This window comes from Hamadaea sp. NPDC051192 (genome assembly GCF_040682475.1).
GTDB lineage: Bacteria > Actinomycetota > Actinomycetes > Mycobacteriales > Micromonosporaceae > Hamadaea > Hamadaea flava.
Map to the genome: position 1 here is coordinate 37831 of NZ_JBFBAZ010000020.1, position 14960 is coordinate 52790.

Consider the following 14960-nt stretch of genomic DNA (forward strand, 5'->3'; position numbering starts at 1 on the left):
TCGGCTTTCGCCGTCCCCGGGCTCCGGTGGACGGCTTTTTCGCATCTCCCCGAGGTTTACTCAGTTGGCCTTCACCTCTGACGGGATGCTTATTCATTGCCTTTGAATCCATAATGGATTGTGCAATTCAACCGGGACGACGGAGACGGTTTCTCCGCACGCAAGAAACTCCGTTCGACTCGGAGGTTCCGGACTGACGCGCCCGACGGGGGTGGGTACGCGACGGCGTGCCCGCGGGGGCGGGCGCGTACTCGGGCGACGCGCAGGTGCGCAGCGATGTCTTGCAAACATCGCGGGTGGGGTTCGATACCCCGGTTGTCCACGATGCCCGGCTGGCCCAACGGGAGAGGCGGCGCGCTTAGAACGCGCAGGTTGGGGGTTCGAATCCCTCGCCGGGTACTGGCACAACTGAACACACGCCTGTAGCTCATCGGGACAGAGCGCCCGCCTACGAAGCGGGAGGTGGCAGGTTCGAGTCCTGCCAGGCGTACGGGGGTTCGCCCCTCTTGCCTTCGTGGCAGTTCAGCCTTCGTGGCTCAGTGGAGAAGAGCACCGGGTTCCGAACCCGGAGGTCGCTGGTTCGAGTCCAGCCGAAGGCACCACACGGGTTTCATCTGAGCTGTGCTACCTGCGCCAGACCTGCATGTAGTGCTCACGATAGTTGTCGGCGGGTTCCCAGTAGGTAGCGCCGTCGATGTTGTCGATGGTCGTGAGGTGCACTGGCGCGACGTACCCGCTGCGGGGCTCGCCGCTGAGGGCTCGATTGAGTTCGTCGATCGTCTGCCACCCCTGTTCGAGCAGCGGCTCGGGCACAGTCGCAGCCTGGTAGTGGCCGGTTCGGATGCTGTTGAAGGCCATCGGGTCGCCGTCACCGGCTCCGATGTTGAGGGGCGCGCCGTCACCCGGCTTCCCGGCATCATGCAGCGCCGCCGCGGCGTCGGCGAAGTAGAGATCGTTGATCGCGACGGAGTATGTCCACGCGTCGCCCAGGCGACCGATCAACGATGCGGTTCGCTGCGGCGTCTGATTGCTGGAATCGGCGATCGGTATGTCCTCGGTCGACAGGACCTTGACTCCAGAGCAGTCCTCCAGCGCCCGCTTGATCAGCTGGGACTTGTTCCGGGCGAACGGGATGGACAGATCGGTGAAGATCACCACGCCGGCGCTGCCTCCCGATTCCGCGATGATCCACTGCGCACTGATTCTGGCGACGTCCCGGACGTCGGTGGTGACGTTCGCGAACAGCTCTGATCCCGCGCCGGGACGAGGCGTGTCGGCGACGTGCCAGCCGACCAGTGGGATGCCGGCGGCCTTTGCCTGTCGCACTTGGCGAGCCGTCAGCTTGGTATCGAACCCGGCGACGATGATGCCGTCGGGATCCAGGCCGATGGCTTGACTGAATGCGAGGTTGATGCCGGCTGACGTGCCGTCGCCGTCGATGACCTGCATGTTCCAGCCGATGGCGCTCGCAGCTTCCGAGGTGCCCTTGGCGACACCGGCTATCCCGGGGTTTGTCATGGTCGCCGCGACGAACACGACGGTCTTGCCCACCGCAGCACGGGGGCCGGTGGTCGGACCGGCCCACGACTGTGAAGGGACCTTCGCGCGATCCACCGCTGCCCTGGCCGAGGCGTACGCGCCCGGACAGCTGGACCCGTCGCCGGGCGGTGGCCGATGCCGAGCTGAGTCGCCGGGACCCGACGTGCATCCGGTGAGGGCGATGATCGCGACGAAGGCGGACGCGACGACAGCACGGGCAAGTGGCCGTGGCCGTCCGACTGCGTACATGTCGCCTCCTCCGGGTGGAGGACGTGGGTCTCGTGAAGTGTGTCGTCACGCGTCTGTCATCGACGTTTCCGGCGGGTGCCCGGCCTCGTACGCTTGCTCCTCTCCGCCGACATTCTGGCTGGCTGAAGTCAGCCACTGGGTGAAGTCCTGCGCGGGCATCGGCCGGCACACGCCGTACCCCTGCACCCCGTCACAACCGAGATCGATCAGGCACCGCCCGGTCGCCGGCGTCTCGACACCCTGGGCGATCACGCACAGGCCCCGCTCATGAGCGGCCCTCACCCACCCGCTCACCAGGGTTCTGGCCAGCGAGCTCTCCACGACCTGGCCGCCGAATCGCTGATCGATCTTCACGGTCTGGACCGGAGCGTCGGCCAGGATCGACACCGCGCCGTAGGCCGCGCCGAAATTGTCGAGACACAGGCCGGCACCCGCATCGCGCAGACGCAGCATCGCCGGGATCGCGCGGTCTGGCTCGATCATCATGATCGCCTCGCTCACCTCAAGTTCGAGCGAGGCCGGTGGCAGACGGCGATCTTCGATGAGGCGCCGCACGAGATCAGCGACGGACTCGCCGTAGAGGCTGCGTGCCGCGAGGTTCACCGAAACCCTGACGTCAAGTCCGCGGGCCAGCCACTGGGACTGTCTGTCAGCGGCCTCTCGCAGCACCCACTCGGTCAAGGTCGACATCAACGACGTGTGAGCCACTTCGGGGATGAACATGCTCGCCTCGAGCAGTCCGTATTCGGGATGGCGCCATCGCGCCAGGACTTCCGCCGAGGAGATCGTCGAGTCGGCGGCTCGGACCGGCTGGTAGTAGAGCTCGAGCTGGTGGTCGGCCAGCGCCCGGCTCAGCTCCCGCACGGTCGTGGCCGCGGGTTCCGGCGGCTTGCCGACCGCGACCTCGGCGTATTCGGCGACGCCCGCTCCGGAGTGCTTCGCTCGATACATGGCCATGTCGGCGCTGCGCAGGAGGTCCTCCGCCGCGGTGCCGTCGGCGGGCGCCCACGCCATCCCGATGCTGGCGTCGACTTGCACCCGGCTGCCGGCGATCGTCATCGGGCGGCGAATGGCGTCGCGGATCCTGTCAGGCACCGCGCGGGCTGCGGCACGGTCGGCCACACGCGGCAACAGCACCGCGAACTCGTCCCCACCGAGCCTGGCCGCGACGCTGGACGGCCCGCTCTCCCGTTGAATCACGTCGGCCACCGCGGCGAGTAGTTCATCGCCGGCATGGTGGCCCAAGGTGTCGTTGACAGCCTTGAACCTGTCGAGGTCGATCAGCAGCAGCGCCGCCGGAGCCGCCTCGGTCGCGTCGGCCAGGATCTGCGGCGCCACCCGGCGCACCAGCATCCGATTGCCCAGACCGGTCAGGGGGTCCTGAACCGCGGCACGGTCCTGTCTGAGTTGGTTGCGGCGTACCTGCAGAATGCCGGCGATCGCGAGAACGAGGACGAGTAGCCCGCCGCCATAGAGCAGCCACGTCGATCGGTTCAACGATTCCTCGACCGACGCGCTCGGCAGCACGACCTCGGCCACCGCGTCCACGACGCCGTCGCCGTTGGCGTCGTACGGGTGGTAGACGACCAGGTTTTCGCCGTGGCCGGGATCGTCGGGCGCCTCGCCGATGAACGGCTTGCCGGCCTGCGCCCGCTCGAAGACATCGGGACTCGGTGCGACGATGCCATCCTGGCCTTCGTCGGCGTAGACGAGCTTTCTGGTCGCCATCGACCAGATGCTGAGGTCCACCACCTCACCGCGACGCTTCAGGAGGATGACGTCCGCCTTCAAATCCGAGCGGTTCACCGGATGCATTCCGTGGGTGATGTCGGTCAGGGTCAGGCTGCGGTCGATCACGACCGAGCTGAGGAGTTCAGCCTCCTGGACAGCACTCCCCAGGGTCCGCGACCGGATCTGCTCGCGGAAGGCCAGAACGCCGGTGACAACTGTCAAGATCACAACGGCTACCACCGCAACCAACACCCGCCACGACGCCAAGCCGCCTGACTCTGTCGGTGCCGTGGATCTTTTGGCCAACGGAAACCCCCGTCCCGTCACCACCAGCCTACCTCCGCCCGCGTGGTCGCGGCGGGGAGCGGGGGCGGGTCAGCGGAGGGGGTCGGTGAAGATCGCCGTGCCGCCGGGGCTGACCCGATCGGTCCAGGCCGAACCGTCCCAGAACCGGTAGACGTGCCGGCCGGTGGGGTCGGGATACCAGCCGGGCGGCGCGGTCGGGGCGGGCAGTCGGTCCCGTTCGTGGATGACCTCCACGCCGCCGTCGAGGAACGTGTCGACATCGTTCAGCGGGACCAGCCGGGCGCCGAGTTGCCCCGCGCGCCGGGCTTGCGGGAGGCGTACGTCGGTGTCGGCGAGCACGGCCGCGGCGACCGAACGGGTGAGGTTCGTGGCGAGCTGGTAGCCCGCGTCCTCCAGGCGTACCCGCGTCTGCCGGGGGACGTGCGGGCTGCACCACACGCGGGGTCCGGTGCCGGTCGGCTGCGCCGGGAGGTCCGGAGTGAGGTCGGCGAAGTAATCGGGCACGTCGAGCAGCCGCGCGATCGTGGTCAGCCGCAGTTGTTCCGGCTGGGTCAGTACGCCGCTGCCGAGCGCCGCGTCGCGGAGTCCGTCCAGGAAGCGAAGGTGCAGTTCCCGCACCTGTTCAGCGCCCAGCCCAGCCCGGCCGGCGAGGCGGCCGAGGCGTCGGGCCTTGTCGCCGGTGAGCCGGCCGTCGGCCAGCGCCTCGGTGAGGTAGTCGAGGTACGGCTGCGCCCCGATCGGGTCGTGATCGGACATCGAGACCGGCAGCTTGGTGACGATGGACCGGATCCAGCCGTCCTGACCCTTGCGCAGCCGGGTGACCCGCGTACGCGGACCGGCCAGTCGCCGCAGCCGGGGCAGCGCCGTCGGCGTCACCGGGTAACGCAGCGTGGGCGCCGCAGCCACCAGCCGCGGCAGGAGTTCGGCGGTGGCCCGGACGTCGCCGAGCGCGGTGTGCGCGTCGCGCAGGTCGATGCCGCACACCTCGCAGCAGGTGGCCAGCCGATAGTTGGGCGAGGCCAGGACTTCCCGGGCGATACGCAGGGTGCAGAACGCCGGGATCGGCGGCACCTCGATCGGCAGCCGGGCCAGCTCGGCGGCGAGGAAACCCTCCTCGAACGCGGCGTTGTGGGCCACCACGATCGTGCCGTCGAGCCGGGCGAGGATCTCCCCGGCGATGTCGCGGAAGGTGGGCGCGCCGGTGACCATGTCCTGGCTGATGTGGTGCAGGAAGGTCGGTCCGGGATCGCGGCCCGGGTCGATCAGGGTCGCCCATTCCTCGACGATCCGGTCGTCCTCCACCCGGGCCATCGCGATCTCGACGATCCGGTCCTCCGCCGGGAAGAGCCCGGTGGTCTCCAGGTCGATCACGACATACGGGCCGCGAGGCAGCTCATGGCCGTCGGCGCCCAGCTCGGCATACGCGAAAAGGTCCATCGCGTTCGATTGTCGCAAGAGGATACGACAGAGTCGTATCCTCTTGACGGCGGCTGGTGCTACTTGGACATGGACGGCGGTACCGCCATGGACCGGCTGTAGTCCTTGAGCGTGATGGCGTCCGCCTTGGACATCATCTTGGCCATCACGTTCTTCATCGGCCAGTGGTGCGCCATGCGCATGGACAGGTCGCGCATGGAGATCATGAAGTTGTTCGCCGGCGCCATGCCCTTGGCCCCACCCGGCGGCAGTTCCTGGCCCTGCTTGACGTAGGCGGCCATCTCCTGCTGATAGCGGGCGAACGCCGCCTCGTGGTCGTCCGGCGTCGCCGCCAGCTCACCGGCCAGCACGTACGCCCCGACCAGCGACAGACTGGTGCCCAGCCCGGCCAGCGGCGAGGCGCAGTACGCCGCGTCGCCGAGCAGCGCCGTGCGGCCCTGCCACCACTGGTCCACGTGCACCTGGCACATGTTGTCGAAGTAGAAGTCGTCGGCGGCGGGCATCGCGGCCAGGATCGCGGGGACCTTCCAGGCGGCCCGGCCGAACTTGCGCCGCAGGATCTCCTGCTGCGCCCGGATGTCGCGCCGGTCGAACTGCAACGGCGGCGACAGGAACGTCAGCATCGCCTTCGCGGTGCCGCCACGCTCCGGCCGGATCCCCACGCACAGGCCGCCGGGCTCGTTGTACATCAGGAACCAGTGGTCCAGATCGCCCGGGTCCGGCACGGTGAAATACGCCGTGTACGCGCCCAGCTGCGTCACGAACTTCTCCTCCGGCCCGAACACCAGCCGGCGTACGCCCGAGTGCACGCCGTCCGCGCCGACGACCATGTCGAACCGGCGGACGGCTCCGCTGGCGAAGGTGACCTGTACGCCGTCGGCCAGCTCGGTCATCTCGGCGATGCGGTCGCCGAACAGGTACTCGACGTCGGTCGTCGCCTCGGCCAACACCTGCGTCAGGTCGCCGCGCATGATCTCGATCTCGGCCACGATCCCCTCGCCGCCGAACATGTCGGCCGGCATCGCGTACGTGCGCTGTCCCTTGGCGTTGACGCCCGCGACGCCGCGCTCGTCGACGCACAGTTCCTTGACGCGGGGCATGATGCCCATCCGCTCGGTGACCTCTTTGCCGGCGCCGCGCAGGTCGACGGCCTGGCCGCCGGGCCGGAGCGCCGGCGCGATCTCGACCACCGTCGGCGTGAAGCCGTACCGCTTCAGCCAGAAGGCCAGGGCGGGTCCGGCGATGCTGGCGCCGGAGATCAGGACCGTCTTACTCATGACTCCCCCAGGGTGTCTCGTGTACGCTGTACATCGTGATGCGTACACCATACGTTCGCCCCCTAGAACAGCGCAAGTGCCTAGAACACCAGCTGTTTCAGTTCGCCGCTGTACTAGAACACCTTGGTACGCGCGGAGCTGCCGGGACCCGACAAGCGGCCGCGCAAAGTCCGGTCGCGGACAGTGGTGTACTAGTACAGTCCGACCATGTGACGGAGGAGCCGTGAGCGTCCCGCCCTATCAGCGCATCGCCGACCAGATCCGGCATCGCATCAGCACCGGTGAGCTGCAACCGGGGCACCGGGTGCCGTCCGCGCGCACGATCACCCGCGAATGGGGTGTGGCGCTGGCGACCGCGACCAAGGTGCTCGCCGTGCTCCAGCAGGACGGCGTCGTCACCGTCGTGCCCGGGATCGGCACCATCGTCGCCGAACCAGACGCGCCCGCGGCGAACAATGCGCGCCCGACCGAGGGGCCTTCGAACGGCACTGCTGCACGGGCGCCGGCTCGGCGGGCCGAAGGCGAATTGACCCGCGACAAGATCATCCGTAAGGCGGTCGAGATCGCCGACGCCGAGGGCATGAACGAGGTCTCGATGCGCCGCATCGCGGCCGAACTCGGCGCGGCCACGATGTCGCTCTATCGGTACGTGCCGAGCAAGGACGACCTGATCATCCACATGATCGACCTCGCCATGGGCGAGGAGAACTTCCCCCCTGAACGCCCGGCGGGCTGGCGCGCACAGCTCGAGTTCGCCGCGCGGCTCCAATGGCGGCTGTTCCACCGGCACCCGTGGCTGGCACCGGTCCTGTCCCTGACCCGGCCCCAACTGGCCCCGAACGCGCTCCAGCACACCGAGTGGATCCTCGGCGCGTTCGACGACGAGAACCTCGACATGCTGACCCGGATGCTCGTCCACATCACGATGTTCAGCTTCGTCCGCGGCATCGCCACCGCCTTCGAACCGGAGCAGGAGGCCCAGCGCGAGACCGGGCTGACCGAGGACGAATGGATGCAGACCCAGGAACAGGCCTTCTACGACTTCGTGAGCGCCGGGCACCTGAAGCGGTTCTTCGAGTTCTCCAAGACCGTCGAGTTCGACTTCGACTTGGACAAGCTGTTCGAGTTCGGGCTCGGCCGGATGCTCGACGGCCTGGCGGCCTTCCTCGAACACGGCAAGCCCTGACCTGGCTTGGTTTACTAGGGCGAGCGGTCAGCTGACGCCGAGCAGGACGATGTCGAGGTCGCGCAGCCGGTCCTCATCGGTCTCGAAGTCGATGCCGGTGATCTTGCCGTCGTCGAAGGTGAACGCCAGGACCGCCTTGGCCCGGCCACGATGCGCCCACACCGCCGCCGGTACGCCGTCGACCAGCGCGAGCACGGCGGCTTGCGCCCGCCCGGAGAACATCGCCGCCACCGCTTGAGCCCCTTGAGCGTCACCGGCCACCGCGTCGGGATCGAGCAGCTCGACGAGCGCGGCGAAGTCCCCAGCGCGGGAGGCCGCCAGGAACGCCGCGATGACTTCACGCTTACGCGATCGGGCGGCGTCGGACGCGGCCGCCGCGCCCTGGACTCGGCGCCGGGCCCGGCTGGCGAGCTGGCGTGCCGCGACTGGCGACCGGTCGAGGATGGTGCCGATCTCGGCGAACGAGACGTCGAAGACGTCATGCATGACGAACGCCAGCCGCTCGGCGGGCGTCAGCGTGTCCAGCACCACCAGTAGCGCTACGCCGACCGAGTCCGCCAGCAGCGCCTCGTCCTCGGGACCTGCCGACCCGGTCGGGATCGCCGCCTCCTCCTGCTCCGGCGGCAGCGCTCCTGCCGGGTCCTCACGTCGCGTACGGCGGGATTCCAGCATGTTGAGGCAGACCCGGGCGACGACGGTGGTCAGCCAGCCCGCCGGGTTCTCCACCTGATCGGTGTCGGCCCGGCTCACCCGCAGCCACGCTTCCTGCACCGCGTCCTCGGCGTCGCTCGACGAGCGCAGCATCCGGTACGCCACCGCCCGCAGCCGGTCCTGATGCTCGGCGAACTGCTCGTTGAGCCACTCCTGCTCGGCCATGTCACGTTCCTCCGCTCTCCCCTGTCATACCGAATGACCGGCGAGAACCAGCCGATGTGACATCCCGAAAACTACAAGGAGAAACCCATGAACCTGCACCTGAGCGCCCTGATGCTCGGCGTACGCGACCTGGACCGGGCCAAGAAGTTCTACGCCGAGGGGCTCGGCTGCGAGATCGAGAAGGACACCCGGCACTTCGCGCTGCTCAACCTCGGCGAGGGTTCGCCGCAGCTGGCGCTCTACGAATGGGACGCGGCGGCCCAGGACGCCGGCGTCTCCGCAGAGGGAACCGGCTTCCGGGGCGCTTCGTTCCACTACAACCCGGCCACCCGGGCCGAGGTCGACGAGACGATCGCCAACGCGGTCGCCGCCGGCGGCAGCGTGGTGAAGGAGGCGGCCGCCGCCCAGTGGGGCGGATACTTCGGCTACTTCAGCGACCCGGACGGCTACCTCTGGAAGGTCACCACCTACGGCGAGTGACACTCCCCGCCTGCTAGCTGCGTTTTTCCCGCTGGATCAGGGATCTGGGGCGGATCTTGGGTCAAGATTCGACCGGGAACCCTGATCCAGCGGGAGAACCCGGAAGGATTGAGCCATGAAGTTTCGGACGTACGTCGAGCCGCCAGAGCCCATGCATGGCCTGGAGGTGCCGCCCGAGGTGGTGGAAGCCCTCGGCGGCGGCAAACGCCCGCCGGTGATCATCACGGTCAACGGGCATACCTGGAAGAGCCGGGTCGCCATCATGCGCGGGCGCAACCTGCTCGGCCTGAGCAACGCCAACCGGCAGGCCGCCGGCGTCACCGTGGGCGAGGAGGTCGAGGTCACGCTCGAACTCGACGCCGAACCACGGGTCGTCGTCGAACCCGACGACTTCGCCCGTGCGCTCGACGCCGAACCGACTGCTCGGGCGGCGTACGAGGGGTTGGCGCACAGCCATAAGCGGGAGCATGTGTTGGCGATCGAGAGCGCGAAGAAGCCGGAGACCCGGGCGCGGCGGATCGAGAAGGCGATCGCGATGCTGCGCGGCGACTAGACCCGGCTCTTCTCCTGAGAGCGCTCTCGGGTCTAGCGTTCTGGCTGCGGCGTCCCGAGCCGCATGGCAGAGAGGCCAGACCCGATGAGCAAGTTCAAGCCCACGATCGAGGACGTGGGGCGTGCGGCCGGAGTGTCCCGGGCGACCGCATCCCGCGTGATCAACAACGCGCCCGGTGTGGCGGCCCCGTTGCGGGCGCGCGTCGAGGCTGCGATCGCATCTCTGGGATACCGGCCCGACGAGCACGCACGGGCACTGGCCTCCGGGCGTACGCGGGCCGTCGACGTCGTCGCGATCAGCTGTCCCGACGCCGGCTGGCTGGGCAATCACCCCTACTTCGGCCGGGTCCTGGCCGGCATGGTGCCCGTGCTCGACGGCGTCAACACCCAGCTGCGGCTGCACGCCATCGGCCGCGGGCAGGCCGCTGACGCCATCGACGAGATCGCCGCGAACGCCACGCTCGGTGCGGTGCTCGCCGACGTTCCGCCCGACCTGGCGGCCCGGTTCCATCGCCGGTGCCGCCGTGTCGTGTCGATGGTGCCCACCTCCCCCGTCGTCCCGGGAATGGCGGCCGACAACGTCGGCGGGGCGTACGCCGCGATCGAGGAGCTGCACCGGCTGGGCTGCCGGAGGATCGCCGCCGTGCACGGCCCGATCCTCAATCCCTGCGCCACTGAACGGCGTACCGGTCATCGGCAGGCGATCGAGCGGTTCGGCCTCGCCGAGCTGAGCGCCGACGAGGACTTCAACCGCCACGGCGGCTACCGGGCGACCCAGCGGCTACTCGATCGGCACCCCGACATCGACGGCATCTTCGTCGCCTGCGACCTCATGGCCGCCGGGGCGATCCAGGCGATCACCGCGAGCGGGCGACGCGTACCCGACGACGTGAGCGTCATCGGGTTCGACGACAGCATCGTCGCCAGCTGCACCAACCCGCCGCTGACCACGATGGGGCTGCCCGTCGAGGAGATGGCCGCGGCCGCCACCCGCCTGTTGCTCGACGGCGTGCCGCCGAGCGGCCTCCGGATGCGCTTCCCCGTCAAGCTCGTCCGCCGCGACAGCACCCGACGCGCGGCCGGCTCCGCGCCGGCTGAACCGTCGAACGGCCCGATGAACTGCTGAGCTGTCGAAAGGCAGGCCCCCTGTGGTGCTTTCGGAGGAGCGGGTCGAGGCCCGCCCGTCGGCGCTGCGTCTGACGCTCGCCTCCCCGCTCTACCGCGGCGCCGCCGTCGCTCTCTTCGTGTCCGCGCTCGGGCTGTCGGCGGCCGCGCCGCAGATCGCGTCCTTCCTCGTCAACGACCTCGGCGGCTCGCTCGCCGCGGCCGGACTGTTCTACCTGACCAGTCTGACGGCTCCGATCGCCGGCTATCTCGTCGGCGTACGCTCCGACCGCACCGGTCGGCGACTGGGGCTGTTCCGTGTCTGCGCCGTACTCGGGTTCCTGGGCTGGCTCGGCATCGCCTGTTCCACCCAGCTCTGGATGCCGTACGCCATCAGCGCGGTGGTGCTCGGCTTCGGCTGGGCGGCGACGTCGCAGGTATTCGCCGCCGTCCACGACGAACAGGTGGCTCATCCGAATCCCGCCAACGACGGGGTGATCGCCATCGTCCGGATGGCACTGACCGCCGGCTGGGTGATCGGCCCGGTCGCCGGATACTTCCTGGCCGCCCACACCTCCGTACGCACGATGCTCGCCGCCTCGGCGGTCGCGACACTGGCCCAGATCCTGCCGCTGGGCCGAATCCGGACCACCGGCGTCGCGGCCCGGCCCGCGACGCAACCCGCCCCCGGCGTACGCACCATGCTGCCGCTGCTGGCGTTCACGGCGCTCTACGTGCTGGTCTACGTCGGCGAACCCATCAAGTACGCGTACCTGCCGATCTACATGACCGGCCAGCTGCACTTCTCCGCCACGCTGAGTGGATCGATCATCGGCATCCAGCCGCTGGTCGAGATCGTCCTGATGCCACTTGCGGTGCTGGTGGCCCGGCGGACCGGCATGGTGTGGCTAATGGTCGCGGGCGCGGCGTTCGGGGTGGCCGCCAACCTCTGCTTCGCGTTGACCGGCAGCGCCGCCGGGCTGTTCGCCGGGCAGATCCTCATGGGCGCGGTATGGGGCGTCTTCGCCGCCCTCGGCATCATCGTGGCCCAGCGACTGCTGCCGACGGCGGTCGCCACCGCCTCGGCGATCTTCCTGACCTCGACCTCGCTCGCCATGGCCCTCGGCGGGGTGGCCGGCGGAATCGGGGCGGACGCGGTCGGGCTGCCGCTGGTGTTCCTCGTCCCGGCCGTGCTCGGACTGGTGGCCGTCGTCGGCCTAGCCCTGTTCGCCCGCGCCGAACCCACTCCGGACCGCCCGTCGCGCCCGGCGCACTCGGCGCAACCGGCGCACCCGGCGCACCCGCAGGAAGCAACCAGATCAGGGATCTAAGCCGAATCATGGCCCAAGATTCGACCCAGAACCCTGATCCAGCGCCAAAAGCGCCCAGCGCCAGCGCCAGCGCCAGCGCCAGCGCTGCGTCAAGCGCGGGAGCGTAACCGACGCAGCATCCGAGCGTCCTCGAAGCCGACGGCCCGCGCCGCCGCCTCCACCGTCGCACCGTGCCCGATCAGGTGCTCCGCACGTTCGACCCGCAGCAGTTGCTGATAGCGCAACGGGGTCAGGCCCAGCACCCGATCGAACAGGCGGGTGAGCGTACGCTCGCTGACTCCGCCGGAGGCGGCCAGGTGAGCCAGTGGCAGGCGGTCGGCGTACCGGGTGTCGATGACGTCTTGAACGCGGTGCACCGCGTCGTTGACGTGGGCTCGGTGGCGCAGCATCGCGCTTTCCTGGCGTTCGTCGCCGTTGCGGCGGGCGTACACGACCATCTCGCGGGCGACCCGCGCGGCCAGGGCCGGGCCGTGCCGTTGGGCGAGCAGGTGCAGCGCCAGGTCGATGCCGCTGGCGATGCCGGCCGAGGTGACGACTCGGCCGTCCACGACGTAGAGGACGTCGCGGACGACGCTGGCCCGGCGGTAGACGTGGGCGAGTTCGTCCTGCAGGTCGTGGTGGGTCGTGCAGCGGCGGCCGTCGAGCAGGCCCGCCTCGCCGAGGGCGAAAGCGCCCGCGCAGACCGACGCGACCGTCCCACCTCGACGGTGGTGTTCGCGCAGCCGCTCCAAGGTCGAAGGGGTGAACTTGGTCCGGTTGTGCGCCGATGCCGACTTCCAGCCGGGCACCACCACGAGGTCGTCGGCGGTCAGCTCCGGCCACTCCGTCTCGCCACGCAGGGGCAGACCCTGATTGGCGAGGACGTCTTCCCGCTCGCCCACGTACGCCAGCCGGTAGCCCGCGCCGAAGTCGGCCGCGGACGAGAACGTCTGCGCCGGTCCGGCCAGGTCCAGCAGGTGCACTCCGGGGGCGAGCAGGAAGACGACGGTGCTCATGGTCCGGTCAGCTCCTCGACGGTGGCGATCGTGGCGAACCGGCCGCTCAGCGCGTACTCGGTGCGGGTGAGGATCTCCTCGACGCCGAGCGTGCGAGGGTCGGCCAGGATCTCCTCGATCGACCGGCCCTCCGGGGCGTCACGGTGCTCGATCGGGTTGGTGGCGGTCGCGTCGGTCACGAAGGTCACCGCGTACCCGAGGTCGGAGGCGACGCGCGCGGTGGTCTCGACGCACTGCTCGGTGCGGATGCCGCAGACCACGACCTCGCCGATCCCGGCCTCGACCAGCCGCTGCTGCAGGTTCGTCGTGGTGAACGCGTTGTGCGAGGTCTTGCGCAGAATCGGCTCGCCGTCGGCCGGGGTGAGGCCGTCGAGCAGCCGCACGAACCCGAGCGCGGGATCGAAGACCGTGCCGGTGCCCGGCTCCTCGTGCAGGACCCAGACGATCTGCTCGCCGTTCGCCCGGAACGTTTCGGCCAACCGGGAGACCTGCTTGGCGATCTCCGGGTTGGAGGAGGCCGCCCAGATCGGCCGCTGCCGGAACGACTCCTGAACGTCGATGACGATGAGTGCTCGCTTCTTCATGCTCCTGATCCTGCCCGCGTACGCCGTGCGCCGTCAGGCACCATCATGCCGCGCACCGGACCGATCCGGTCACCGGCCGGGACGGCATTTGCCCGGTGATGAGACCATGGTCCGCATGGTCGAGACCCGCACTGTCGTGGCCACGCCGATGGCCGACCGCCTCGTGGGGGCCGTCGGCCTCCCGCTGGCCGGCGCGCTCGTCGGCTGGCTCGCCCGGCTGGCCGCGGGCTGGATCGCCGAGCTGCCCTGGGCCCCGTTCCAGGGCGTGTTCAAGACGATCGCCGGCTTCAGCGATCCCGCCGCGACGCTGATCACGATCGCGATCGGGCTCGCCGGCGGGATCCTGCTCGCGTTCATGGCCGTCGGCGAGTGGCTCACCGTGACGGTCACGCCCACGTCGGCCTCGCTGGCCCGGGTCGGGGAATCCGCTGTGGAGATCGCCCGTGGTGAGGTCGAAAGCGTCTTCACCGACGGCAAGGACCTCGTGTTGCTCGGCGGGCAGGGGCAGGAGCTGGCCCGGGAAACGTCCGACATCAAACCCGAACCGCTGAAGGCCGCCTTCACCGGGCACGGCTATCCCTGGCTCGACGGTGGCGATCCGTTCCGGGACGCGTTCCGGCTGTGGGCCCCGGGCATGACCGGCCTGCCGGACGGCGCGGACGCGCTGCTCGCCGCGCGGGCCGAGGCGGTCGGCAAGGGTTCGGACGACGACAAGGCCACCTATCGCAAGGAACTGCTGCGGCTCGGCGTGATCGTGCGCGACGAGAAGAAGCACCAGTACTGGCGGTTGCCCGGCTGACGCGCTACGGCGCCTCCATCGTCTGGGACCGGGCCATCTCGCGGAACGCGGCTTCCAGGTAGAAGTCCAGGCCGCGTCGGGTCCCGGCCAGCAGGTCCGCGATCATCACCGGGGCGTGCAGGGCCACGGCGCGCGCTCCCGGCCGCGCGATCCCATCCGCCTCCTCAGGATGTACGCCCAGCGCACCGGCCAGGATCACGAGAAGCACTTCGGGGTCGGCCTCGGGCAGCCAGGCGAGCGCGGACTTCGTCGTGGTCTCCAGCACCGAGCGCAGGTCGTCCGCGTCGAGCCCGTCGGGATGCGACTCCTCCAGCAGCATCCGCAGCACGTCGCCGAGCAGCGGACCGGCAGTCGACGGGTCGAACGCGGCGAGGTCGGCGGCCGCGGCCCGCAGTTCGTCGGCGTCGGCGGCCCGGGCCGCCTCGACCGCGGCGTTCGCCGCGGCCGCCATCGACCGGGCGGCGGGCGGAAGATCACGGAGGCTCACCGCCTCATTCTGCTCCCGCCCGCCGAC

General features: G+C 69.7%; 14 protein-coding genes and 3 tRNA genes. 9 read left to right on the plus strand and 8 right to left on the minus strand.

Annotated elements, in window-relative coordinates:
* Positions 1-326 precede the first annotated feature (326 nt).
* The 3 genes from AB0M47_RS11495 (at position 327) to AB0M47_RS11505 (ending at position 602) form a co-directional block, all read left to right on the plus strand.
* Positions 327-399, plus strand: a tRNA-Leu gene (locus tag AB0M47_RS11495).
* Positions 400-416: 17 nt separating this feature from the next.
* Positions 417-490 (plus strand) — tRNA-Arg (locus tag AB0M47_RS11500).
* A 35-nt stretch (positions 491-525) separates the two neighbouring features.
* A tRNA-Arg gene (locus tag AB0M47_RS11505) sits at positions 526-602 on the plus strand.
* A gap of 22 nt (positions 603-624) precedes the next feature.
* On the opposite strand, the gene AB0M47_RS11510 is transcribed toward AB0M47_RS11505, so the two are convergent.
* The 4 genes from AB0M47_RS11510 to AB0M47_RS11525 all read right to left on the minus strand — a co-directional run bounded on the left by AB0M47_RS11510 (position 625) and on the right by AB0M47_RS11525 (position 6539).
* Positions 625-1551: a substrate-binding domain-containing protein gene (locus AB0M47_RS11510; RefSeq protein WP_363411861.1), complete on the minus strand. Its 927-nt coding sequence runs from the start codon at positions 1549-1551 to the stop codon at positions 625-627.
* Positions 1552-1833: 282 nt separating this feature from the next.
* Positions 1834-3786 carry an EAL domain-containing protein gene (locus AB0M47_RS11515; protein WP_363411863.1) on the minus strand — a complete coding sequence of 651 codons (1953 nt, stop codon included), beginning with the start codon at positions 3784-3786 and terminating at the stop codon, positions 1834-1836.
* 108 nt (positions 3787-3894) lie between these two features.
* Positions 3895-5262 carry an exonuclease domain-containing protein gene (locus tag AB0M47_RS11520; protein WP_363411865.1) on the minus strand — a complete coding sequence of 456 codons (1368 nt, stop codon included), beginning with the start codon at positions 5260-5262 and terminating at the stop codon, positions 3895-3897.
* Between the two features lie 59 nt (positions 5263-5321).
* On the minus strand, positions 5322-6539 hold the full coding sequence (locus AB0M47_RS11525; RefSeq protein ID WP_363411867.1) for an FAD-dependent monooxygenase: 1218 nt from the start codon (positions 6537-6539) through the stop codon (positions 5322-5324).
* Between the two features lie 223 nt (positions 6540-6762).
* Between AB0M47_RS11525 and AB0M47_RS11530 the strand changes: the two genes are divergently transcribed.
* A complete protein-coding gene (locus tag AB0M47_RS11530; protein WP_363411869.1) occupies positions 6763-7725 on the plus strand; it encodes a TetR/AcrR family transcriptional regulator C-terminal domain-containing protein in 963 nt (320 codons plus the stop codon).
* Between the two features lie 27 nt (positions 7726-7752).
* Here the strand turns inward: AB0M47_RS11530 and AB0M47_RS11535 are convergent, their stop codons facing one another.
* Positions 7753-8601 (minus strand): sigma-70 family RNA polymerase sigma factor, encoded by an 849-nt coding sequence (locus AB0M47_RS11535; RefSeq protein ID WP_363411871.1) that lies wholly within the window; start codon positions 8599-8601, stop codon positions 7753-7755.
* A gap of 87 nt (positions 8602-8688) precedes the next feature.
* Between AB0M47_RS11535 and AB0M47_RS11540 the strand changes: the two genes are divergently transcribed.
* From AB0M47_RS11540 to AB0M47_RS11555, 4 genes are all read left to right on the plus strand, one after another.
* On the plus strand, positions 8689-9081 hold the full coding sequence (locus tag AB0M47_RS11540; protein ID WP_363411873.1) for a VOC family protein: 393 nt from the start codon (positions 8689-8691) through the stop codon (positions 9079-9081).
* Between the two features lie 115 nt (positions 9082-9196).
* Positions 9197-9634, plus strand: a complete 438-nt coding sequence (locus AB0M47_RS11545; protein WP_363411875.1) for a YdeI/OmpD-associated family protein — start codon at positions 9197-9199, stop codon at positions 9632-9634.
* Between the two features lie 84 nt (positions 9635-9718).
* Positions 9719-10759, plus strand: a complete 1041-nt coding sequence (locus AB0M47_RS11550) for a LacI family DNA-binding transcriptional regulator (RefSeq protein WP_363411877.1) — start codon at positions 9719-9721, stop codon at positions 10757-10759.
* 22 nt (positions 10760-10781) lie between these two features.
* On the plus strand, positions 10782-12068 hold the full coding sequence (locus AB0M47_RS11555) for an MFS transporter (RefSeq protein ID WP_363411879.1): 1287 nt from the start codon (positions 10782-10784) through the stop codon (positions 12066-12068).
* An 89-nt stretch (positions 12069-12157) separates the two neighbouring features.
* Here the strand turns inward: AB0M47_RS11555 and AB0M47_RS11560 are convergent, their stop codons facing one another.
* Both AB0M47_RS11560 and AB0M47_RS11565 read right to left on the minus strand, forming a co-directional pair.
* A complete protein-coding gene (locus AB0M47_RS11560) occupies positions 12158-13063 on the minus strand; it encodes a DJ-1/PfpI family protein (protein WP_363411881.1) in 906 nt (301 codons plus the stop codon).
* Positions 13060-13647, minus strand: a complete 588-nt coding sequence (locus AB0M47_RS11565; protein WP_363411883.1) for an isochorismatase family protein — start codon at positions 13645-13647, stop codon at positions 13060-13062. Before AB0M47_RS11565 ends, AB0M47_RS11560 begins: the two co-directional genes overlap by 4 nt.
* 115 nt (positions 13648-13762) lie before the next feature.
* Here AB0M47_RS11565 and AB0M47_RS11570 point away from each other — a divergent pair, with 115 nt between their 5' ends.
* On the plus strand, positions 13763-14446 hold the full coding sequence (locus tag AB0M47_RS11570; RefSeq protein WP_363411885.1) for a hypothetical protein: 684 nt from the start codon (positions 13763-13765) through the stop codon (positions 14444-14446).
* 4 nt (positions 14447-14450) lie between these two features.
* On the opposite strand, the gene AB0M47_RS11575 is transcribed toward AB0M47_RS11570, so the two are convergent.
* Positions 14451-14933, minus strand: coding sequence for a hypothetical protein (locus AB0M47_RS11575; RefSeq protein WP_363411887.1), 483 nt, complete (start codon positions 14931-14933; stop codon positions 14451-14453).
* Positions 14934-14960: the final 27 nt, after the last annotated feature.

Excerpts from the sequence above, each read along its gene's own strand:
- AB0M47_RS11520 (WP_363411865.1), bottom strand. The coding sequence starts at position 5,262 with ATGGACCTTTTCGCGTATGCCGAGCTGGGCGCCGACGGCCATGAGCTG.
- AB0M47_RS11525 (WP_363411867.1), bottom strand. The coding sequence starts at position 6,539 with ATGAGTAAGACGGTCCTGATCTCCGGCGCCAGCATCGCCGGACCCGCC.
- AB0M47_RS11535 (WP_363411871.1), bottom strand. The coding sequence starts at position 8,601 with ATGGCCGAGCAGGAGTGGCTCAACGAGCAGTTCGCCGAGCATCAGGAC.
- AB0M47_RS11540 (WP_363411873.1), top strand. The coding sequence starts at position 8,689 with ATGAACCTGCACCTGAGCGCCCTGATGCTCGGCGTACGCGACCTGGAC.
- AB0M47_RS11545 (WP_363411875.1), top strand. The coding sequence starts at position 9,197 with ATGAAGTTTCGGACGTACGTCGAGCCGCCAGAGCCCATGCATGGCCTG.
- AB0M47_RS11550 (WP_363411877.1), top strand. The coding sequence starts at position 9,719 with ATGAGCAAGTTCAAGCCCACGATCGAGGACGTGGGGCGTGCGGCCGGA.
- AB0M47_RS11560 (WP_363411881.1), bottom strand. The coding sequence starts at position 13,063 with ATGAGCACCGTCGTCTTCCTGCTCGCCCCCGGAGTGCACCTGCTGGAC.
- AB0M47_RS11565 (WP_363411883.1), bottom strand. The coding sequence starts at position 13,647 with ATGAAGAAGCGAGCACTCATCGTCATCGACGTTCAGGAGTCGTTCCGG.
- AB0M47_RS11570 (WP_363411885.1), top strand. The coding sequence starts at position 13,763 with ATGGTCGAGACCCGCACTGTCGTGGCCACGCCGATGGCCGACCGCCTC.